A 21,495-nucleotide genomic window follows, 5' to 3' on the forward strand; every position below is an offset into this window, starting at 1 on the left:
GGTGACGGCTCGAGGTGCGGGCGCGCCGCTGGTCGGCATCGTCATGGGCTCGGACTCCGACTGGCCGGTGATGTCGGCGGCCGCTTCGGCGCTCGACGAGCTGGCCGTGCCGTACGAGGTCGGCGTCGTGTCGGCGCACCGGATGCCGCAGGCGATGCTCGCGTACGGGGAGGCGGCGGCCGGGCGCGGGCTGCGGGTGCTGATCGCCGGCGCCGGTGGGGCCGCGCACCTGCCGGGCATGCTGGCCTCGGTGACGTCGCTACCCGTGATAGGGGTCCCGGTGCCGCTGAAGTACCTGGACGGTCTCGACTCGCTGCTGTCGATCGTCCAGATGCCGGCCGGCGTCCCCGTCGCGACGGTGTCGGTGGGCGGCGCCCGGAACGCCGGACTGCTGGCGGCCCGGATCCTCGGCTCGTCCGACGCCGCCCTGCGTTCACGCTTGGACGACTTCCGTTCGTCACTCGAGGCGGCGGCGACGGACAAGGGCGTCGCCCTCCGCGCTCGGCTGGCGTCCGAGGAGGCCTGAGCCAACCCCCCCGGCGCTCGTACCTCGCCCCACGGGCGCTCGCCCTCGCCCCCGCGCTCGCCCAGGCGCGCCCGCACCTCGCCCGCGTCTGTGGCGCCTCGCGCGCTGACGGAGCACTTCACTCGGCTGGGGACCGCATCCGCGCCAGAAACGGCGCTCATGCGGTCCCCAGACGAGCGAGGTGTACCTCGGCCGAGCGAGGACGGGGATATCCACAGGCCGGCATGGTTCCGGCGGTTGTCCACAGATCGACCGCCGGCCCTGGTGCGCCACCGCTGCGACGACGACGCTGGGCCGGTGCCTGGACGACCCCGCCGGATTCCCGACGACATCGCCGAGCTCATCGAACGTGAGCACGGCGTGGTCGCGGTCGGCGTCGCCCGGGCCGCCGGCGTCGACCCGCGCCGGCTGCGGCGATTGCGCGACGCCGGGCTGCTCACGGTGCTGCTTCCCGGCTGTTTCGCCGCCACGACCTCGTTCGATGACGAGTGGGAGGTGTTCCGTCTCGGCGCCCGTGCGTTCGCCGCTCACTGCGGACCGGCGGCACTCCTGACCGGCTGGTCCGCGGTGGTCACGTGGCGGCTCCCGGCGATCGGACGACCGCCGGCACGACACACCGCCGTGCGTCACGTCGCGGATGGTCACTCCGTACGGAACACGCCGTTCGGCGACCTGCGCGCCGTCACCCTCGCTCCGAACCACGCCCGCCGGACCAGCGGCGTGAACGTGGTGAGCCGGGCCTGGGCGGTGGCCGATCTCGCGCGCACTGGGCCGATCCTGCCGGCGCTCGTCGCCGCGGACGCCGCCGCCGCGTTGGGGGCGGACCTCGCCGACGCGCTGCGGTACATGTCGCATTGGCCAGGAGTCGGGCGGGCGCGGTGGGTGGCGGAGCACGCCGACCCAGGGGCGGAGTCGCCGCTGGAGACGCTCGGGCGGTTCACGTGTCTGCAGTTCGACCTGCCGCTGCCGGTGTGCAACGCGTGGGTCGGCGAGGGCGGGCCCGAGTACCGGGTCGACGGTCTGTGGCCGTTCCACGGGGTGGTGTTCGAGGCCGATGGTGCGCTGAAGTACGACAACCGGCCCGATGCGTCGCGGATCGTGGCGCGGCAGGGTGAACGCGAGTGGCGGCTGCGGCGTCTGGGTCTCGACGTCGTCCGTTTCGGGTGGGACCTCGCCTGGCGGAACCGGGCGGAGCTGGCGGCGCGGTTCGCCGGGCTGCTGCGCGAGCACGCCGGGCGCGAGCGGCCGGTGCGCTGGTGGAAGCACGTACCAGGCGCCGGCGCCGTCGATCCCGAGCCGGCGGACTGGCCGTCGCCGAGTCCGAGCGGCATCGTCCTCCCGGCCGGCTGGGACCGGTGAAGCGGCTGGCTCACGCGCCGTGACGACACGTCACCCGCCTGAGGACCGCATGCGGCCGCTTTGCGGCGTCCATGCGCCCTCGGCGCGGGTGGGGAGCGCGGCGGGCGGGTGAGGAGCGCGGCGGGCGACGGCCGCCGGTCCGGCCGGAAATTCGGTTGCGCGGGCGGGCGCCGAACCGGTTGGCTGGCCTCGCACACAGGAGCCGGAGTCGTGGAGACGTCCGGCGGAGGCGAAGGGAGGCGTGTCCGATGGCTGCCCACTCGAGGCGGCGCGCTGTCGCTTGCGCGCCATACCGCCCTCACTTCGCCGTTCCCACCGCCTGACGCCGAAACACACGCGGTGGGGACCTCCTCGTCAGGAGACCACCGCAGTGCCGAACCATCACGAGTTCCAACCCATGCGCACCCGTGGGCGGGCCCGCACCCGCGAGGACCGCGCCGACGTCGCCGGGCGCAGCCTCGATGACACCTTCGCCTACTACGCCGCGAAGTACGGCCTCACCGCCCCCGGCGAGGAGGCGGTCACGGACGACCCGCCGTACGGCGACCGCTGGACCACCTGGGACGACTCGACCGCGGGTCAGCGCGGCCCGCGGCCGTACCCGGACTGGGTCGTCACCGAGCTCGGCGCAGTCGACACCGAGCTCGGCATCCTGAAGACCGGCAAGGAGGCCGACGTCTTCCTGGTGGAGCGCTCGGTCCCCGGCACCGACCGCCGCACGCTGATGGCGGCCAAGCGCTACCGCGACCCGAAGCATCGCATGTTCCACCGCGACGTCGGCTATCGCGAGGGCCGCCGCGACAAGGAATCACGGATCAACCGGGCCATCGCCAAGGGCAGCGCGTTCGGCCGCGAGGCGGTCGCCGGGCAGTGGGCGCACGCCGAGTTCGCCGCGCTGACCGCGCTGTGGAGCGCCGGCGTCGCCGTACCGTACCCGGTGCAGATCCTCGGCACCGAGCTGCTCATGGAGTTCATCGGCGACGACGACGGCAACGCGGCGCCGCGGCTGGCGCAGCTGCGGCCCGACCCCGTCGAACTCGATGACCTGTGGGAGCAGCTTGCGCACAACCTGTCGCTGCTGGCGCTGGCCGGTTACGCGCACGGCGATCTGTCCGCGTACAACCTGCTGGTGCACGACGGCCGGCTGGTGGTCATCGACGTGCCGCAGATCGTCGACGTCGTCGGGAACCCGCACGGCCGCGAGTTCCTCGACCGCGACGTCCGCAACGTCGGCGGCTGGTTCATCGCCCGCGGCCTCGACCCGGACCGCGTCGACCGGCTCGGCCGGGACCTGGCCGCCGACGCCCGCCTCACCTGACCACGAAACGCCGGCGCGGCGAGCCCCTGAAGGAGCCCGCCGCGCCGGTCCTACTCAGATCAGCGGCCGTCGCTGATGATGTCGACGGTCGCCGAGGCGGGATCGCCCACGCGGTAGCCGGCGCCCGGCTCGACGGTGACGGTCACCGAACGCTCCCGAGGGCTGGGCCCGCGTCGGTCGATGACCTCGATCACCTCGGTCGCCGTGGTCTGCCCGGGAGCGAACGTGACCTCGCCGTCCAGGGCCTCGTAGTCGCGGCCCGGCCGGGTGTACCGGCTGTTCTCGACGGAGTACGTGACGGTCAGCTCGCGGGCCGCCGACCCCGCCGGACGGGTGAAGGTGAGTGCGCCGTCCGTCGCCGGCTCGACCGCGTCCGCCGTCGCCGCCACCGTGATGGCCGGCACGGACACCGTCACGCTGTCGGAGACGGTGACCTCCTGCGCGCCCGGGTTGTCGGTCACGTGCACCGCCGAGTTCGTCAGCACCTGGCCGTTCTCGACGTCGTCGTTCACGGTGACGTCGTAGGTGATGACGACGGGGTCGACATTCGGCCCGGCATAGTTTGCGCAGACGACGGTGTCGTCGGCGATGACGCCCGCCGCGCTACCCGCGTTGACCAGCGCCGTCGCCGACGTGCCGGTGGCGTTCTCGGTGCCGATGGTGATCGGCCCGGCCAGCGGCCCGGTGATGTTGTCGTAGGCGAACACCAGGTCGTTGCTGCCGGAGAAGACGATCGCCTCCATGTCGTACGTGCCCTGCGCGCCGGTCGGATCGCCGGCGAGCCGCAGGTCGTCGTACTCGATGATGCCCACGCCGCCGCTGGTCGTCGCCGCCAGCGTGACGCCGGAGTTCGTCGCCGCGTTGTGGACGATCTGCATGTCGTGCCAGAGCAGCGCGGCCAGGTTGTTCGGCCGGGCCGACGAGGGCAGCGCTTGTGGCGTGCCCGGGTCGCCGCCGTAGTTCGCGTCGACGTCGTAGATCAGGAAGCCGTCGTCGCTGAAGCCCACCTGGGTGTAAGGCTGGTCGTAGAACCCGTACGTGCCGCCGAAATTGACCCCGAACGCGACGCCGTCGCCGCTCACATTCGGGTTCGGTGCCCGGCCGATACTGGCGAGGTCGAAGTACGAGGCCGCGCCGGTGAACGGGTTGATGCACTGCGGGTCGGTGGCGCTGGTGGTGATCTCGTACGCGCCCTCGACGCCGACCAGGGTTTCCAATGCGCCTTCCCACGTCAGCACGCCGTCCTCGACGGTGGCCCCGCCGGTCGCCGACCCCTCCACGTACCGGGTGCCCTTGGGCAGGGTGTCGGTGATCGTGTAGGCGAGGTCCTCCGGCGTGACGTTCGGCTGCACCGTCAGCGTGTACCGGATCGTGTCGCCCGGCCCGGCGGTCTCGACGGACGCCGTCTTGGTGACATCGTCGGCGTGCCGCGTGACGGTGACCGGGATGACGCCGATGTCGCCCGGCGAGTCCGGCGACGTCCCCAGCGCGACCGCGCCGAACCATGTTTCGCCGGGGTCGAGGTCGGGCTCGTCGTAGAACGCCCGGATGGTGAACGGCTCGCCCTGCGGCTGCGACGCCGGCCCTTCGACCGTCAGGTTGCCCTGGGCGCCGGCGACGACGGCGGTGCCGAGCGTGACGGTGTCGGTGCCACCCGGCGTCGAGGCGTCCCAGTTCTGCACCAGGATCCACCAGGTGCCGGCGTCGGGGTTGCCGACGTCGCAGAACTCGTCGGCGCTGCCGGTGGCGCTGGCGCACACCTCGGTCGCCTCGCTCGGCGTGTCACCGGTGCCGACGAACAGGTCGAGGTCCGGCGCGGTGGAGTCGGACAGCGAGGCGACCAGCCGGCCGGCGTCCTCCGGCACGTCCACCAGGATCGTCACCGTCCCGTTGCCGTCGTAGGGGTTGGTGTTCGTGGTGTCCTCGGGGATCGACAGCTGCTGCTCCTGCAGCGGGACCAGCCCGGACACCGTCGCGGTGAAGTCGTCGATCTCGATGGCTTCGATGGGCGAGGACTCCTGCGAGCCGGCGTCGCGGCGGGTGTCGATGTCGATGCCGTCGGGCAGCACGCCGGTCGACGGCAGCGCGGCCACCGGCAGGTGCGCGACCGGCGCGGCCGAGACCTCGGCCGGCGTCAGGACGACGGTGCCGAACTGGTAGGCGTCGGTCGGCGAGCCGGTGACGTCGGCCGTGATCGTCAGCTCGATGTCCTGGCCCTCGGCGATGGTGAACGTCGACGGCTCCACCGTGAGCGTGATGCCGTCGGTGATCGACTCGGTGCTGACGGTCCAGGTCCCGGCGCCGGTCGAGGTGCCGGTGACGGTACGGGTCCACTCGCAGGTCACCAGGCACTGGCGATCGGCCATGCTGGCGGTGTTGAGGTCCTTGACGTCGCCGCCCTCGGCAGGGTCGGCGGCGGCGTACTCGGCCGGCGTGACGTCCATGACCAGGCCGGCCATCGCCGCGACGTTGAGGTCGACGCGGCCGGAGCCCATGTCGAACCAGTCGGCCGGCGAGCCGTCGGTGTCGGTGACGTCGGTGGCCGACGTCGTCATCAGCGCCGACTGCGCCTCCGCCGGCGTCCAGTCGTCACCGTGCAGCGCCTTCAACAGCGCGTACGAGCCGGCCACGTGCGGGCTGGCCATCGAGGTGCCGGAGATGAAGCCCCAGGACACGTCGTTGCCGGTGCCGTTGGCGGCGAGCACGTCGACGCCGGGCGCGCTGACGACCGGTGAGATCAGCTCGACGGTACGGTTCGGGCCGCGGCTGGAGAACGACGCCATGATGTCGCCGAGGTCGTCGGAGATCACCTCGAGGCCGCCGGACAGCGAGGCCTGTTCACCGGTGACCGACGCCATCCACTGCTTCAGCGCGACGCCGTCGGCGTAGGTGATGTGCACCGCCGGGATCGCGTGGGGGTCGGCGTTGAGTGATGTGCCGCTGGCCTCGTCGTTGGCCAGGATGAAGCCCTCGGCGCCGAGGTCGCCGACGATCTGGCCCTTCTCGACCCGGCCGTTCTCGCCGCGGTCGCAGATCACGATCCGGCCGGTGAAGTCGGTGCCGGCGGGGAACCCGTCGACCAGGCACAGCGGGTTGCCCAGGTCGCCGGCGTAGGCCAGCGGGAAAGCTCCGTCGGTGGCGGCGCTGAAGGCCTGGCCGCGGATCGCCGGCAGCGACTGGCCGCCGTCGGCCGCGATGTTCTGCACCTCGGACTGCCACTGCCGGTTGTGCTGGACCGCGCCGACGGCGGTGACCCACGGCACGTCGCCGGGCGAGCCGGTGGTGGCCGCGCCGGGACCCTCGTTGCCGGCCGACGTGGCGACGTACACGCCGGCCGCGCGGGCGTTGAGGAACGCGACGGAGTCCGGGTCGCTCCACGGGTCCGGCGAGGCCGACGGGCTGCCGATGGAGTAGTTGATGACGTCGACGCCGTCGGCGATGGCCCGGTTGATGCCGGCGAGGGTGGCCGACCCGGGGCAGCCCTCGGCGTCGCAGACGTCGTAGGCGATGAGGTTCGCGTGCGGTGCCACGCCCTTGATGGTGCGGGTGGCGCTGAACTCGTGCTCGGTGCCTTCGGCGCTGAACGTGGTGGCCTCGACCTGGTTGCCGGCGGACGTGCTGGCGGTGTGGCTGCCGTGGCCGTCGTGGTCGTACGGGTTCGTGCCGTCCACGGGGGTGAAGTCCCACGCGCCGACCAGCTTGTCGTTGCAGCCCCAGTCGGGGATGAAGGCGGGGTTCGCCGGGTCGCAGACGCCGACGTAGCTGCCGGCGCCGCGCGGGTTGGTGTGGTCGTAGCCGTCGCCGCCGTCCTCCGGTGCGACGACGTCGGCGAACGAGGGGTTCGCCGGGTTGATGCCGGTGTCGAGGATTCCGACGACGATGCCCTCGCCCCTGGTGCCGGTGTCGCCGGTGTCCGGGGTGCCGGACCCGTCCCAGAGCGCCGGCGCGCCGATCCACTCCGGCCCGACGTCGGTGTGCAGCTCACGCCGCTGGTCGACCTGGACGGACGTGACGCCGGGCAGCTCGGCGACCGCCAGCGCCTCGTCCTTGGTCAGCTCGACGGCGATGCCGTTGAGCGCGTACGTGTAGGTAAAGGCGACCTCGGGGGTGCGGCCGATCTCGTCGTCGATCCGCGCGACCAGTTCGGCCTGCGCCTCCTCGAGGTGGCCGGCGTACGCCTGGGCGGCCCGGCTGTCCGCGTCGAGCGGCACGGCACCGCGGGCCTCGGGCCCGGTGGCCGCGAGGTCGTCGACGCCGCCGTCGTAGGTGGGGACGGCCGGCTGTTCGAGCTGCACGATGTACAGCTCCGGCGCGGCCGCCGTGCCGAGGCTGAGGGCGACGCCCTTCTCCTGCTGCTGCACGGAGACGTCGGTCACCGCCTCGAGCTGCTCGGGCAACGGCGGATCCGAAGGGACGGCCCCGGCGGCCTGGGTGAGTCCAAGGGCCAGGGCCGCCGCCGCCGGAAAGGTCAGGCTTCGTCGCAACATGCGGGCTCCTTCAACGACGAACCCGCCGGCCACTCCGGGGTGTGGTGGCGACGGGTCGGTAGTACGCGCGAACGTGCTGGCGGGATGGAAACGTGGCACCGGTGTCCGCGCGGTGGCGTCGGCATCACCGGCCTCCTCAGGAGCGAGGTTCCTGGCAGCTGGCGTGCTGCTATGCACATTGCCATGAGCTGCTCGGTAACGGGTGAAACTAGACGAAGCCTGTCACCACTGTCAATGGTGACAGACTAGGGTGAAGCGCATGGACACGTCCGCGAACGTCGCTGGCCTGGTCGACCTCGGCCTGACCAGCTACGAGGCGCGGGCGTACGTCGCGCTCGTCGGCCGCCGCGACGCCACCCCGGCGGAGATCTCGAGGATGGCGTCCATCCCGCGGCAGCGCGCCTACGACGTGCTGGCGACGCTGTCCGAGCGTGGGCTGGTCGTGCAAGTGCCGGGCCATGTGGTGCGCTACCGCGCGCAGCCGCCGGACCACGTCGCCGAGCTGCTGCTCGCGGTGCGCCGGCGCGAGCTGGACCGGCTGACGCAGATCAGCGCGGACGTCGCGGGCGAGCTGCGTTCGCTGTTCCAGCGCGGCCAGGACCACGGCAACCCGTTCGACTACGTCGAGGTGCTGCGCGACCGCGAACACGCCGTCGAACGCGTGCAGCAGCTGTGGACCGACGCCCGGCACGAGGTGCTGACGTTCGTCCACCCGCCCTATCTCGGCGCGTCGACGCCGTCGACGGACGCGGTGCCGGCGGGCATCGTGCAGCGCTCCATCTACGAGACGTCCATCCTCGACGACCCGCGGATGGCCGAGCGGGTGCGGACGTGGGCAGCGCTGGGCGAGCAGATCCGGCTGGCCACCGAGCTGCCGCTGAAGCTGACCATCGTCGACGGCCGGTCGGTGGCGTTCAACATGCCCGACCCCGCCGAGGGCGACGGCTCGGTGACGACGCTGGTCGTCCAGCACGAGGCGTTGGCGGCGACGCTGAAGATCGCGTTCGAGAGCCTGTGGGCGCAGGCGCGGACGCTGGACGACGTGGCCGCGGCGCGGTCGTACTGACCGTTCAGAGCCCGAGCCGGGGCGCCTCGATGGCGGGGCAGGTGTCCATGACGACGTCCAGCCCGGCGGCCTTGGCCCGCTCAGCCGCCTCCTCGTCGATGACGCCCAGCTGCAGCCAGACGGCCCTGATGCCCAGCCGCTCCTTCTCCGCGATCGCGTCGTCGACCACCTCGCCGACCCGCCGGCTGTTCACGAAGCAGTCCACGACGTCCACCGGCCCCGGCACGTCGGCCAGCTTCTTGTAGCCGATCGCGCCGAGGGTGTCCTCGCCGCGCGGGTTCACCGGCACGATCGTCATGCCGAGGCGGTCGCCGAGGAACTGCGCGACCCCGTACGCGGCGCGCGCCGTGTTCTGCGACAACCCGACGACGGCCCAGGTGGCGGGGGTGGCAAGCAGCCGGCGGACGGTCTCGGGATCGTTCACGTGCGTGCTCACTCCCTCCACCCTACGTCGGGTCTAGGATCGCCCGCATGGGCCGCCGTCCCTCGACGAACACCGTGGTTTCTTCACTCGCTTCGTGGGCACTTCACCCGCCGGAGGACCGGATACCGCGCCGTTCCGGCCCTGGTGTGGTCTCGAAACGAGTGAGGTGCACACCGCCCGGGTGACAACGCCCGGTTCAGGCCGTGCCGGTCGACTCGACGTCGAGGGTGCCGGGGCGGTAGGAGGACATCCACGAGTGCAGCAGCTCGACGCGGTCGGTGTTGGCGTCGTTGCCGACGACGACCGGCTCCTCGTTGTAGGCCATGGTGTCCGACCGGCGCCGCAGCTTGATGTAGAGGCCGGACGCCTCGATGGCGTAGCGCTCCATGTCGTCCTGCAGCGCGCCGACGACGGTGATGTTGTGGTCGTTGCCGATCCGCTCGAACAGGGCGACGGCCTCGCGGCGGTGCTGCTTGCCGAGGTTGCGGCCGAGCTCGTCGAGGATGAGCAGTAGCGGCCGGTCGCCGCCGCGGGCCAGCGCCGCGGCGCAGACCAGCTTGACCGCCTTCTCGTCCATCTGGGCGGTGTTGCTGCGCAGCGTGTAGGCGGACATCCGCTGGCCCTCGGCGCGGCGCCACTTCGGGCTGACCGTCCACCGCCACGGCTTGTCCGGCTCCGACGGCGGCTCGGGCTCGGGGTAGTCCAGGCCGGCGCCGTAGCCGCCGTACTCCTGGTCGAGCCGGTCGAACTCCGCGGCTACCTTACGAAGCATCGTCTTGATGCCGGCGGCGAGCGACGTCCGGTGGGCGCGCACCGTCTGCTCGGCCTCGCTGTACCCGAGCCGGGCGGCGTCGAGGTCGGCGGTGCGGCGGGCCCGCTGCTCGGCGATCTGCTTGAGCTGGTGCCGGTCGTGGTCCTCGTGGTCGCGCAGGTGGGTGTCCAGCGCCCGCAGCAGCGCCGCGACCAGCGAGACCCGCGTCTCCAGGGCCGCGCCGGACCAGTTCGGCGTGACCAGCAGCTCGCGCAGCTCCGCGGTCAGCTCCTCCGGTGGGGTGCCGGGCGGGAAGCAGCGGACGGCGACCTCGTCGGTGAGGCGGGTGGCGTCCTCGTCCCAGGCCGTAGTGGTGCGGGTTTGCAGGTCGGCCTGGAGCTCGACGAGGTGCCGGCGGGCGGCGTCGGGGGAATCGCCCCAGGCCTTCTCGCGGTCGAGCAGGGCGAGGCGGTCGCGCTCCTCGGTCAGCGCGAACCGGTCGGCCTCCTTCTCGCGCAGCGTCTGCGTGAGCCGCTTGCGGGTGTCGCGGAGGCTGGTGATCCGCTCCTCGCGGGAGTTGTGCACACCCAGCTCGTGGGCGTAGGCGGCCTCGGCCTCGGTCAGCCCGGGGGCGAGCGCATCGCGGTGCTCCTGGCGCTCCGCGTTGGCCGCGCGCAGCTCGCCGATCTCGTCCTGCAACGCCTCGGCGCGCTCCGCGGCCTCGGCCGCCTTCGCCCGCGTCTCGGCGCGCGACAGCGCCGTCCGGGCCTGCTCGACCACCGCGGCCGCCGCGTCGAGGGACGCGGTCAGCTCGCGGTGCGCCTCCTGGGCGGCGGCGACGCGGGCCGGCTGGCCGGTGATCGGCTCGGCGAACCCGCCGATGGCCAGCACCCCGGCGGCTTCGTCGACGACGGCGCCCTTGCCGGCCCGCGCGGCGACGGCGTCGAGGAACGTCGACAGATCGAAGCCACCGGCAGCGACATTTCGGGGGTCGGCCAGCACCAGCAGCGACCCGGGCAGCCCGGCCAGCGCCTTCGCCGCCTTCGTCGCGTCCTTCCGGCCGACCACCACGGCCTCGCGGTACGGCGACAGCCGCGGCTCCCACGCGTCCCGCTCGGCGGGGTCGACGGCGACGACGTCGACCAGCGCCGCGGCGCCGAGACCGGCCGCGCGCAGCCGTTCCACCTGCTCCGCGGCGACGTCGTCGCCGGACTCGGCCGCCGCCATCCGGCGGGCCGCCTCGTTCGCCGCGGCCCGGGCCACCGCCTGCGCCGCGATCGCGTCCTCCAGCGCGGTCCGCGCCTCGGCCAGCTCCGCCGCGGCGACGTCCGGGGTGCGGCCGTCTGCGGCGCGTGCCTCGTCGGAGAGCTGGCGCTGCGTCGTCGTCAGGCGGTCGAGGTGCTGGGTGGCGGCCAGCTGGGCGGCCTCCAGCTCGCGGTCGCGGGCGATCAGTTCGTTGCGCTTGCGCTGGGCCGCCTCGAACCGGCGCGCGGACTCGTCGTCGTCGGTCAGCGCGGCCAGCCGGTCCTCGACCGCCTCGAGCTCCTGGCGCAGCGCCGCCTCGGTGTCGTCCAGCTCGGCCAGCGCCTGACGCAGCTCCGCCGCGCGCTCGACGCCGTCCAGCAGGTGCCGGGCGCAGCGCGACCGCCACGCCGTCCGCGCCTCGCCGAGCAGCTCCCTGGCCGCGAGCCGGCGGGCGATGCCGGCTTCGATGACCGCGACCTCGCTCTCCCACTCGGCGATCTGCCGCTCGGTCTCCTCGACCTCGCTGCGGTGCCGGTGCTCGGCCGAGCGGAGCACCTGCTCGTGCTCCAGCTCGCGGTCCAGTCCGGTGAGCGTGGCGATCGCGTCGAAGATCCGGTGCGGCGGGAGGTCGTTCAGAGGCTGGGCCAGCAGGTTCGCCGCCTGGCTGGACCGCACCGACGTCGAGAGGAACGACACGCAGCGCGCGTTCTGCCCGAACAACACCCGCGACAGCTGACCGGCGTGGAAGTCGGTGCGGCCGTTGCTGCGCGGCAGTTGCCCCCACAGCTCGTCGACTCGCGCGGCCCGCTCGGACTCCGTCGCCCCATAGGGCACGTGCAGCCCACTGGTCCAGCGCAGGTCGAGGTAGGGCGCCTTGCGGTTGATCCGGAGCCAGACCGTGACGGCGTCGTCCTGCGGCGCGCTGCCGGGCGGCGCGAAGACGCCGATGACGTAGCCGCGGTCGACGTTGGACCAGCGGCCCTCCTGCGCGGCCAGCTCGGCGGTGAACAGCAGCTCGGCCGCGCCGGCGGCGCCGCTGGCCAGCTTCCACTGCTCGTCGGCATGCAGCAGGCTCAGCGCGGCGATGAACGAGGACTTCCCGGCGCCGTTGGAGTCCTTCGGCCCCTGCCCGGCGACGGTGACCAGGCCCTGGCCGATCATCGGGACCGGGTGGGTGGACAGCCGGGAGATGTCGACGACCTGGACGCCGACGAGCACCCGCTCGCCGACGACGTCGAAGGCGCCCGGTGCGGCAGCGCTCACGTGTCCTCGTTCCTCTCGGTGGTGCTCGTCGCCGGGTCGGCCGCGGCCGCGACCGGGGCGGGGGCCGCCGCCGGACGGCGGGCGCGGATCGCCGCGGCCAGCGGGCTGTCCGGCGCGGCGGCCAGGATCAGCTCGTGCTCCAGCCGCTCCCGGGCCGCCTTGGTGAGCCGGTGCAGCGCGGGTCCGGGCAGGTAGGCGGGGCCGTCGGTGACCGCGGACCGGCCGCGCGGCGGGGCGATCTGCACCAGCCCAGCGGCCCGCAGCCGCTGCAGCGCCGGCCGGATCTCGCCGCGTGGCAACTGGGTGTACCGCGTCAGCTCGTCGACCGAGGTCGGATGGGCCGACGTCCACGAGTCGCCGCTGACCAGCCCTTGACTTCGCGGGATCGCGACCGAGTGGACCAGCACCAGCACCAGGACCGCGCGGTCGATGCGCGACTGGGCCGTGGCGCCCTCGGCGGCCAGCCGCGCCACGACGTCGTCGCGGAACCCCGACGTCCAGTGCGTGCTGCCGACCCGGACCAGCGTGCGGCCGAGCCGGTACAGCAGCCGTTGCAGGTCGCGGCGGACGGTCGCGTCGCGCAGCGCCAGCAGCTGCGCCTCGGGGACCGGCTCGCGGCCGTGCTCCAGCGCGGCGAACGCGGCCAGCACCTCGTCGCGGTGGCGCTCGTTCAGCTCGGCGAGGGCACTGTCGAAGACCGCGCTCATGCGCCGCCCGCCGGTGGGGCGGGCAGCGAGCGCCACAGCTCGCGCAGCGTGCTCAGCTCCGCGGCGCTCCACGACGCGACCCGCGGGCCGAGCCGGACGACGCGGGTGTCCTCGTCGAACAGCACCCAGCCGGCACCGGCCAGCCGGCGCACCGCGCCCATCGCGGCGGCGTGCAGCGCGCGCTCGTCGCGGCTGCCGGTGATGGCCCGGAACACGCCGATGACGTGGTCGAACGGCGCCGGCACGGCAGGCCAGACCGGGCCGGTGGGCTCGTTCCAGCAGCAGCGCAGGCAGGCCGCCAGCACGCGCGCGGTGTCGTTCGGCTGGTCGACGGCGATGCCCGGCAGCCCGAGCTCGTCGAGCACGTCCGGGCGGGCGTTGTCAGGCAGCTCGGGCAGCAGCCAGACGGCACTCGCGTCCGGCTCGACCAGGCGGATCATGCCGGTGGGGTGGGCGCTGGCGGGCGGGACGCGCTCGGGTCCGGCCGCGCGGTGCCGCGCCCACCAGAGGGCGGTGTCGTCGATGCTCATGTCAGGCGGCGTCCTCGGTGCGGCCGCGGCGGAACGTCCCGTCCGACACCCAGGACGGGCTGCCGCCGGGGTCGACGTGCAGGCCGTCGGACCAGGTCAGCTCGTACGCGAGGTCGGGATGGTGGTGGATGGCGGTGAGGTCGGCCAGCAACCGGCGGGCGGCCAGCCAGTCGCCGGCATCGTCGAGCACATCCGAGACCGCCACGGCGTCGCCGTCGCCGAGCAGCCGCTCCGCGGTCTCGCGCAGGCTCGCGGCGTCGTCGGCCGGGCGGACGTCGTCCGGCGGTGGTGCGGCCGGGCCCTCGGGCCGGGGCGGCGGCTGCCGGACGGTGTTCGCGCCGCGGCCGCTCTCGACCGCCTCGGTGAGCAGGTTCGGCGAGAACCACGGCGCCGGCGCGTCGAAGACGAACGTGTCGAGCACCCCGGCGAGGTCGTCCTCGTTCGCCGTCCTGGCGAAGCTCAGCCAGGTCTCGACGGACAGCAGCCCGAGCGCCCGCGTCGTCCCGGCCCGCTCGATCAGCCGCCCGGCCGCCTTCTCGACGGCGTCGCCGTACGCGGCCAGCGCGACCCGCAGCGCCGTGCACTCGCGGTCCAGCTGCGGCCAGCGGTTCAGCACGACGGTGTGGACCTCTTCGGCCTGGCTGATCAGGCCCTTGTTGCCCCAGAGCAGCTGCGCGTGGTCGCCCAGCTGCTCGGCGGTGCTGCCGGCGGCGAGGATGGCCAGCTCGTTGCCGAGGTGGCGGAAGATCCGGGTCAGCCGGCTGATCGTGGTCTGCCCGGTCTCGGGTTCGGCGTCGGGCGCGGTGACGCTGACGTGCTCGAGCGTGAGCAGCTGGTGCAGCTCGGCCTGACCGCCCTGCTCGGCCAGCCGGCGCAGGAACAGCAGCATGACATACGGCGCGAACGCGGCCCGGTGGAACCGCTCGTTGGGGCGGTCGACGACCTTGCTGATCGCGCCGTAGTCGCGGAGCACCTCGAACCGGCGGTGGATGAGGCCGGGGTCGATCGGCCGGCACGCGGCGACCGCCTGGTCGACGGTGAGCCCGTCGCGCCCGGCGTCGGCGAACGCGTCGAGGATCGCCTCGTCGACGTCGAGCAGCTCGAGATCGCTGATCATCGCGCCGGACTCGCGCGCGAGCACCGCGAAGACCTGCCGGTACAGCCGCTCGACGGCGGCGTCGCCGGCGAGCTGGTCCAGCGTCAGCTCGGGCCCGGCGGTCATCGGGACAGCATGCCATCCGGGGTGGGCCGTCTGTCCAACCGAAAGGCGTTGCAGCCGACCGCGAGGTCTGACGCAGTCGGTGAAGAAGAGTCAGTTCCGCTGGCCCGCCGGCCGGACGATGATCTCGTTGACGTCGACGTGCGGCGGCTGCCCGACGGCGTAGAGGACCGCGCGGGCGACGTCGTCGGGGTGGAGCCTCGGGTCGTTTGCCCGGCTCGGCGGGATCGACTCGGTGTCGACGAGTCCCGGCTGCAGCAGCGTGACCCGGATGCCGGTGCCGACGCACTCCGCGCGGATCGCCTGGGCCAGCCCGGTGACCGCCCACTTGGTCGCGGCGTACAGGTTGCCGGGACGGACGCCGCGCCCGGCGGCCGAGCCGGTGAAGAGTAGGTGACCTCGCGTCTTCAGCAGCGCGGGGAGGGTCGCGCGCGCGGTCAGCGCCGGGCCGTAGACGTTGGTGAGCACCAGGTCGCGCCACTCCTCGGGTGGTGCGCCGGTGGTGCCGAGGAACGACGTGACGACGCTGGCGCCGGCGTTCGCAAGGGCGACGTCGAGCCGGCCGAAGCGCTCCTCGGCCTCGGCGACGACGCTGGTCAGCGCCGTCCAGTCGGTGACATCGGCGACGCGAGCGAGCGCCCGGGACGGCCCGCCGAACTCGTCGGCCAGGGCCTCGAGCGGTGCCGCCGTCCGGCCGGTGAGGACGAGGCGATGGCCCGCGGCGGCAGCCTGCCGGGCGACGGCCGCGCCGATGCCGCGGGACGCGCCGGTGATCAGGAACACGGGGTCGGTCATGCGCCGACCCTAGGCCGCCGTCAGGGCTTGTCGACCACCACCACGTCGTAGTCCGTGCCCGGCGGGACGCCGCTTCCCAGCGGTGGCGGCAGGCCGACGTCGAAGCGGGCGTTGACCACGGCCAGCCGGTTGCCGTGCTCTGCCACCGTGGTGGGGATACGGAACAGGCCATCCACGTCGGCGTCGGTGATGACGTCGGTGATCCGGCCGCTGGACAGGTCCGGGCTCAGCGTGACGCCGACGACACGGTTGGCGAAGTTCTCCACCACCCAGAGCGTCCGGCCGTCGAGCAGGATGCCGTCGAGCGTGCCGGGCGTGAGAGCGCCGCCGGTCACCGTGATCTGCCGGCTGGCGCCGGTGGCCGGGTCGACCGTCATGATCGCGCCCAGGCCGGTGTGCGCGACGATCAGCGTGCGGCCGTTCGGCGTGGCGGTGATGCCGTTGAGGTTGAAGTCGCCCGCGATGGTGGCGGCCGGGCCGCTCAGCGGGATCGTCTCGGGCGAGCCGGCGCCGTCGGGGCCGAGCGGTATCCGGTAGAGCACCGGGTTGGCCGAGTCGGTGACGTACGCCGCCTCCCGGGTGACCGTGACGTCGTTGATGATGCCCGTTCCGGGCGGCGTGAGCTCGACGTCGGCCAGCGGGGCGCCGTCGCGGCTGTCGTAGACGAAGACCCGCCCGGTGATGCCGCCGGCGACGACGATCGTGTGGTGCCGCTCGTCCACCTTCAGGCCGACGGCCTGCCGGCCGGGCGGCGCGTCGACGAAGACGGCGCCGGCGCCGGTGCCCAGATCGCCCCGGTAGATGTCGCCGTCGACCAGCGAGCCGACGTAGAAGGTGTCGCCGGTGCCGACGGCGATTCCCTCGGGCGAGAAGTCGTCCGGCAGCGGCACCGATTCGGGCGAGGGCCGCGCGGCGGCCGTCGTCAGCACGGCGGCTGGTATGACGAGCAACAGCGTGACGAGCTTGGACGTGCTGGACATGATGGCCTTGGACATGATGGCCGCCCCCTCGAGGCCGGGTCCGATGCGCTTGTTCCGGTATAGCCGTCGTCGCCCGCGACGTCCAGCGCTGTGGACGCCGATCCTCGCCGGGTCCGGGGGCCGGTTGTACCGTGTCGGCAAGAATTCTTTTCACAAGAGTGTTTCCAGATGCCGGATCGGAGATCACGTGTCGCAACGACCTGGCACCCCGAGCCTGCTGCGGGCGATCAACGACCGCAGCGCGCTCGAGCTGCTGCTCACCGCTGGACCGCTGACCCGCGTCGACCTCGGCCGCATGACCGGGCTGTCCAAGGTGACGGCGTCGCAGCTCCTCGCGCGGCTGCAGGAGCGCGACCTCGTCGAGGTCGTCGGCACCCGGTCGGCCGGCCGCGGTCCCAACGCCGAGCTGTACGCCGTCCGGGCCGGCTGCTCGTACTCCATCGGCGTCGAGCTGAACCCGGACGTCGCCGAGGCCGCCGTCGCCGACGTCACCGGCACGGTCATCGGCTCGGTGACGGCCCCGGTCGCGGCCGAGATCTCCGCGGCCGGCGGGCCCGACTCGCGCCGGCTCGTCCACGACATCGCGCTGGCCGCGACCGCCGACGCCGGTATCGTCCTGGCCGACGTCGACGACGTCGTCATCGGCATGCCTGGAGTCGTCGACCCGTCGACCGGCGACATCGAGCTCTCCTTCGACCTGCCCGGCTGGCACCGCGGCATGCGCGACCTGCTCGCCGACGACCTCGGCTGCGACGTGACGTTCGAGAACGACGTCAACCTCGCCGCCGTCGCCGAACGGGCCGAGGGCGCCGGCCGCGACGTCGACGACATGGTGCTGCTGTGGATCGGCCGCGGCGTCGGTCTCGCGGTCGTGCTCAGCGGTCACCTGCACCGCGGCGCGACCGGTGCGGCCGGCGAGATCGGCTACTTGCCGATGCCCGGCGTTCCATCTCCGGCCAGCGTGGAGCGCCCGGCGAAGGGTGCGTTCCAGGCGCTGGTCGGTGCCGGCGCCGTGGACGAACTGGCTGGTGAGTACGGCATCGTGGCCAATGGTGCGGCCGCGGCGGTCCGGGCGGCGCTGGCCGGTGGCGGTGCCGCGGCGGACGGGTTCCTGCAGGCGTTCTCGCATCGACTGGCGCTGGGGGTCGCGTCGGTGTGCACGGTCGTCGACCCGGCACTGGTGGTCGTGGCCGGGGAGGTCGGGGCGGCGGGCGGGGACCGGCTGTGCGACATGGTCGGCGAGGACGTCCGGCGCATCGCTCCGGTCAACCCCCGCGTCGTCCCGACGACGGTCCCCGGCGCCCCGGTTCTCCGCGGCGCCGTCCTCACGGCCGTCGACCACGCCCGGCAGACCCTCTTCGCCTCGACGGAGTAGCCGGACGGCCCGTTCCATGATCATCAAGGATTCGACACCCTATGGTGTGGTGGATACTTGATGATCATGGGGCGGCGGATGGGCGGCTGCCCGGCACTTCTCGCCCAGCGCCAACCAGCCCCGATTCGGTAGCGGGTGTTACGGAAACGTGACTGCCGAGACTGGCAAGAAACCTTACAGTAGGCAGAATTACTGGAAGGTTAGCTTTCAGTTCACCCGTCCCGCGCCCTGCTCGGGCCGAATCGGAGGAATCCGCCGTGAACAGAGCACTTCGTCTCACCGCCGGCCTGGCCGCCGCGGCGCTCGCCCTCTCCGCATGCGGCGGCGACGGCGACGACAGCACCGAACCCGCCGCCGATGCCGAGAACGGCGGCACGCCGGAGCCGGCGGACATCCGCCTCTGGCTCAACGGTCCCGACACGCCCCAGTCGATGCGCGACTGGCTGGTCGCCGAGTTCGAGCAGCAGAACCCCGGCTCGACGCTGACCATCGAGGAGCAGCAGTGGGAGGGCCTGGTCGACCGCCTGACGACGTCACTGGGCAGCGAGTCCGAGACCCCGGATGTCGTCGAGGTCGGCAACACGCAGGCGCCGACGTTCACCACGATCGGGGCGTTCACCGACATCACCGACCTCGTGCCTGAGCTCGGCGGGGACGACCTGCTGCAGGGCTTCGTCGAGGCGGGGAGCGCGGACGACAAGACGTACGCCGTCCCGCTGTACGCCGGCTCGTCCTACGTCTTCTACCGCAAGGACCTGTTCGCGGCGTCGGGCATCGAGGTCCCGACGACGATGCAGGAGTTCGTCGACGCGGCGGTCAAGCTGAAGCAGGACAACGCCAGTGTCCCGAACTTCTCCGGCTTCTGGCTGCCCGGCCAGGACTGGCGTGACGGCGCCGCCTTCCTGTGGGACGCCGGCGGCGAGTTCGCCGTCGAGGAGAACGGCGAATGGACCGGCGCGCTGTCGGCGCCGGAGTCGCAGGAGGGCCTGCAGCTCGTGCAGCGGCTGTTCACCGAGGCCTCCGGCGCGCCGAAGGACGGTAACGAGGCCGACGGTCACGTCCCGTTCTGCGCTGGTGAGGTCGGCATGATGCTGCGGCCGGGCTGGCTGCGCGGCAGCCTCGAGGACCCGGAGATCGGCTGCCCGGACATGATGCCGAACGTCGGCGTCTTCGCCCTCCCGGGCAGCGACGGCGAGCCGGCCCCCGTCCTGCTCGGCGGCTCGAACATCGCCATCTCCGCGAAGTCGCCGAACCAGGAGCTGGCCGCGAACCTGCTGCGCATCATCATGAGCGACGAGTTTCAGAGCCAGTACGCCGAGAACGGCCTCACTCCGGCGAAGGTCTCGCTGGCCGACGGCCTGGGCACGGACGAGTTCGCCGCCGCCACCGTCGAGGCGGTCACGAACGCGAAGCTGACCCCCGCCGCAGCCAACTGGGCCACCGTCGAGGGCTCCCGGGTGCTCGAGGACCTCTTCGTCGCCATCGCCAACGGCGGCGACGTGCAGCAGCTGGCTGAGGACGCCGATGCCGCCATCGCCGACCAGCTGGGATAGGCGACGGCCGGCCGCCAAGGCCCAGGCTGTCGTGAGTCCCGCAGGGGAAAAGGGGAATCGCCGAGCGGCGGGGCGGACCGGCCGGGACCAGGGACCCGGCCGGTCGGTCCCCGCGCCGCCGCCGCACGACCCACGGGCCGACCGGGGGACGGCGGGTGACATCGCACCCCGCCGGCCACGACGGCCTCGACGTTCGCTGCTGCCGTACGTGCTCCTGCTGCCGGCGCTGGCGATCCTGGTCGCCGCGCTGGGCTACCCGCTGTACCGCCAGGCGGTGATGTCGTTCCAGGAGTACGGCCTGGCGCAGCAGTTCGGACAGCCGCCGGAGTGGGTCGGCCTGGACAACTACGTCACGCTGGTCACCGACTCCTACCTGTGGACGGTCATCGTCCGGTCGGTGCTGTTCTGCTTCGCCAACGCCGCCATCACGATGGTGATCGGGGTCGCACTGGCGGTCCTGATGACGCTGGTCGGCCGCGGCCCGCGGCTGATGCTGCAGATCGGCCTGCTACTCGCCTGGGCGATGCCGCACCTGGCGTCGCTGACGGTGTGGCAGTGGCTGTTCGACTCGCAGTACGGAGTCATCAACTGGCTGCTGCTGAACCTCGGTTTCGAGCAGTTCGCCGGGCACTCATGGCTGATCGACCAGCTCTCGTTCTTCGTCGTCGCGACGGTGATCGTCGTCTGGATGAGCGTGCCGTTCGTCGCGTTCGCGGTCTACGCGGGCCTGACGCAGGTGCCGGGTGAGCTGTACGAGGCGGCGCAGATCGACGGCGCGTCGGCGTGGGCGCGGTTCCGCACCGTGACCGTCCCGCTGGTGAGACCGGTGCTGCTGATCGTCATGCTGCTGCAGATCATTTGGGACCTGAAGGTGTTCACCCAGATCTTCGTGCTGCAGGACGCCGGCGGCATCACCGCGCAGACGAACCTGATCGGGACGTACATCTACCGGCTCGGGCTGGGCGAGGGCGAGTTCGGGCTGGCGGCGGCCGCGTCGTGGTTCGTGCTGCTGCTGACCGTCGTGCTGAGCCTTTACTACGTCCGGGTCCTGATCCGCGAGGAGGAGCTGTGAGAACCCGCACCCGGCAGCGGACGTTCGGCGCGCTGGCCGTCGTCATCGCGCTGATCTGGATGTTCCCGGTCTACTGGATGCTGAACAGCTCCTTCCTGCCGTACAACCGCATTCGCGCCGCCGAGCCGACCTTCCTGCCGCTGAACGGGACGCTGTCCGCGTACGGCCGCGTGTTCGACAGCAACTTCTTCGACACGCTGCGGATCAGCGCGATGGTCACCGGGATCACCGTCGTCGCGGCGTTGCTGTTCGCTTTCCTGGCCGCGCTGGCGCTGTCGCGGTTCCGGTTCAGAGGCCGGCGCAGCTTCATCCTGGCGGTGCTGATCATCCAGATGATCCCGGCCGAGGGCCTGTTCATCTCGCAGTTCAAGCTCCTGGAGGGCTGGCAGCTGCTGAACAGCGTCGTCGGGCTGTCGCTGCTCTACATCGCTGCGGTCGTGCCGTTCACCATCTGGATGCTGCGCGGGTTCGTCAACGGCGTGCCGCGTGAGCTGGAGGAGGCGGCGCTGGTCGACGGCTGCAGCCGGCTGCAGGCCTTCTTCCGCATCACGTTCCCCCTGCTGGCACCCGGGTTGGTTGCCAGTGGCGTGTACGCGTTCCTGCAGGCCTGGAACGAATTCACCCTGTCCCTAGTGATCATGACGAGACCGGAGAACATGACTCTTCCACTGTGGCTGCGCTCGTTCACGGAGGCGAATCGCGTCAGTGACTGGGCCGGTATCATGGCCGGATCCGTCCTCGTGGCGGTGCCGGTGATGATCTTCTTCCTGCTCGTCCAGCACCGCATGACCTCGGGTCTGGTGTCCGGGGCGGTGAAGGGCTGAC

General features: G+C 72.5%; 16 protein-coding genes. 8 read left to right on the forward strand and 8 right to left on the reverse strand.

Features of this window, described 5'->3' with window-relative positions:
* Position 1: 1 nt before the first annotated feature.
* The 3 genes from purE (at position 2) to E1262_RS00130 (ending at position 3,203) form a co-directional block, all read left to right on the forward strand.
* On the forward strand, positions 2-526 hold the full coding sequence (gene purE / locus E1262_RS00120; protein WP_238992785.1) for a 5-(carboxyamino)imidazole ribonucleotide mutase: 525 nt from the start codon (positions 2-4) through the stop codon (positions 524-526).
* A gap of 297 nt (positions 527-823) precedes the next feature.
* Positions 824-1,885 (forward strand): type IV toxin-antitoxin system AbiEi family antitoxin domain-containing protein, encoded by a 1,062-nt coding sequence (locus E1262_RS00125; protein ID WP_162605692.1) that lies wholly within the window; start codon positions 824-826, stop codon positions 1,883-1,885.
* Positions 1,886-2,282: 397 nt separating this feature from the next.
* The gene (locus E1262_RS00130) at positions 2,283-3,203 is read left to right on the forward strand and encodes a serine protein kinase RIO (protein WP_132101020.1); all 921 of its coding nucleotides are present in this window, start codon (positions 2,283-2,285) and stop codon (positions 3,201-3,203) included.
* Between the two features lie 59 nt (positions 3,204-3,262).
* Here the strand turns inward: E1262_RS00130 and E1262_RS00135 are convergent, their stop codons facing one another.
* Positions 3,263-7,690 (reverse strand): S8 family serine peptidase, encoded by a 4,428-nt coding sequence (locus E1262_RS00135; protein WP_132101021.1) that lies wholly within the window; start codon positions 7,688-7,690, stop codon positions 3,263-3,265.
* A gap of 259 nt (positions 7,691-7,949) precedes the next feature.
* Between E1262_RS00135 and E1262_RS00140 the strand changes: the two genes are divergently transcribed.
* Positions 7,950-8,756, forward strand: coding sequence for a TrmB family transcriptional regulator (locus E1262_RS00140; protein ID WP_132101022.1), 807 nt, complete (start codon positions 7,950-7,952; stop codon positions 8,754-8,756).
* A gap of 4 nt (positions 8,757-8,760) precedes the next feature.
* Here E1262_RS00140 and E1262_RS00145 read toward each other — a convergent pair whose 3' ends face one another.
* The 7 genes from E1262_RS00145 to E1262_RS00175 form a co-directional block, all read right to left on the reverse strand.
* Positions 8,761-9,192: a CoA-binding protein gene (locus E1262_RS00145; protein WP_132101023.1), complete on the reverse strand. Its 432-nt coding sequence runs from the start codon at positions 9,190-9,192 to the stop codon at positions 8,761-8,763.
* A 184-nt stretch (positions 9,193-9,376) separates the two neighbouring features.
* Positions 9,377-12,439, reverse strand: coding sequence for a coiled-coil domain-containing protein (locus tag E1262_RS00150; protein WP_132101024.1), 3,063 nt, complete (start codon positions 12,437-12,439; stop codon positions 9,377-9,379).
* Positions 12,436-13,146 (reverse strand): hypothetical protein, encoded by a 711-nt coding sequence (locus E1262_RS00155; protein ID WP_203453382.1) that lies wholly within the window; start codon positions 13,144-13,146, stop codon positions 12,436-12,438. Before E1262_RS00155 ends, E1262_RS00150 begins: the two co-directional genes overlap by 4 nt.
* Positions 13,143-13,676: a hypothetical protein gene (locus E1262_RS00160; RefSeq protein ID WP_132101025.1), complete on the reverse strand. Its 534-nt coding sequence runs from the start codon at positions 13,674-13,676 to the stop codon at positions 13,143-13,145. Before E1262_RS00160 ends, E1262_RS00155 begins: the two co-directional genes overlap by 4 nt.
* Before the next feature lies 1 nt (position 13,677).
* Positions 13,678-14,898, reverse strand: coding sequence for a hypothetical protein (locus E1262_RS00165; RefSeq protein WP_132101026.1), 1,221 nt, complete (start codon positions 14,896-14,898; stop codon positions 13,678-13,680).
* A gap of 90 nt (positions 14,899-14,988) precedes the next feature.
* The gene (locus E1262_RS00170; RefSeq protein WP_132101027.1) at positions 14,989-15,690 is read right to left on the reverse strand and encodes an SDR family oxidoreductase; all 702 of its coding nucleotides are present in this window, start codon (positions 15,688-15,690) and stop codon (positions 14,989-14,991) included.
* A 20-nt stretch (positions 15,691-15,710) separates the two neighbouring features.
* Positions 15,711-16,685, reverse strand: a complete 975-nt coding sequence (locus tag E1262_RS00175; RefSeq protein ID WP_203453383.1) for an SMP-30/gluconolactonase/LRE family protein — start codon at positions 16,683-16,685, stop codon at positions 15,711-15,713.
* A gap of 172 nt (positions 16,686-16,857) precedes the next feature.
* Between E1262_RS00175 and E1262_RS00180 the strand changes: the two genes are divergently transcribed.
* The 4 genes from E1262_RS00180 to E1262_RS00195 all read left to right on the forward strand — a co-directional run bounded on the left by E1262_RS00180 (position 16,858) and on the right by E1262_RS00195 (position 21,494).
* Complete coding sequence (locus E1262_RS00180) at positions 16,858-18,045, forward strand: ROK family transcriptional regulator (protein ID WP_203453384.1); 1,188 nt, start codon at positions 16,858-16,860, stop codon at positions 18,043-18,045.
* 257 nt (positions 18,046-18,302) lie between these two features.
* Entirely contained in the window at positions 18,303-19,598 is a 1,296-nt protein-coding gene (locus E1262_RS00185) for an extracellular solute-binding protein (RefSeq protein WP_132101029.1), read from the forward strand.
* Positions 19,599-19,812: 214 nt separating this feature from the next.
* On the forward strand, positions 19,813-20,670 hold the full coding sequence (locus tag E1262_RS00190) for a carbohydrate ABC transporter permease (RefSeq protein ID WP_420810497.1): 858 nt from the start codon (positions 19,813-19,815) through the stop codon (positions 20,668-20,670).
* The gene (locus tag E1262_RS00195; protein ID WP_203453386.1) at positions 20,667-21,494 is read left to right on the forward strand and encodes a carbohydrate ABC transporter permease; all 828 of its coding nucleotides are present in this window, start codon (positions 20,667-20,669) and stop codon (positions 21,492-21,494) included. Before E1262_RS00190 ends, E1262_RS00195 begins: the two co-directional genes overlap by 4 nt.
* Position 21,495: the final 1 nt, after the last annotated feature.

The organism is Jiangella aurantiaca, from assembly GCF_004349105.1.
Lineage (GTDB): Bacteria > Actinomycetota > Actinomycetes > Jiangellales > Jiangellaceae > Jiangella > Jiangella aurantiaca.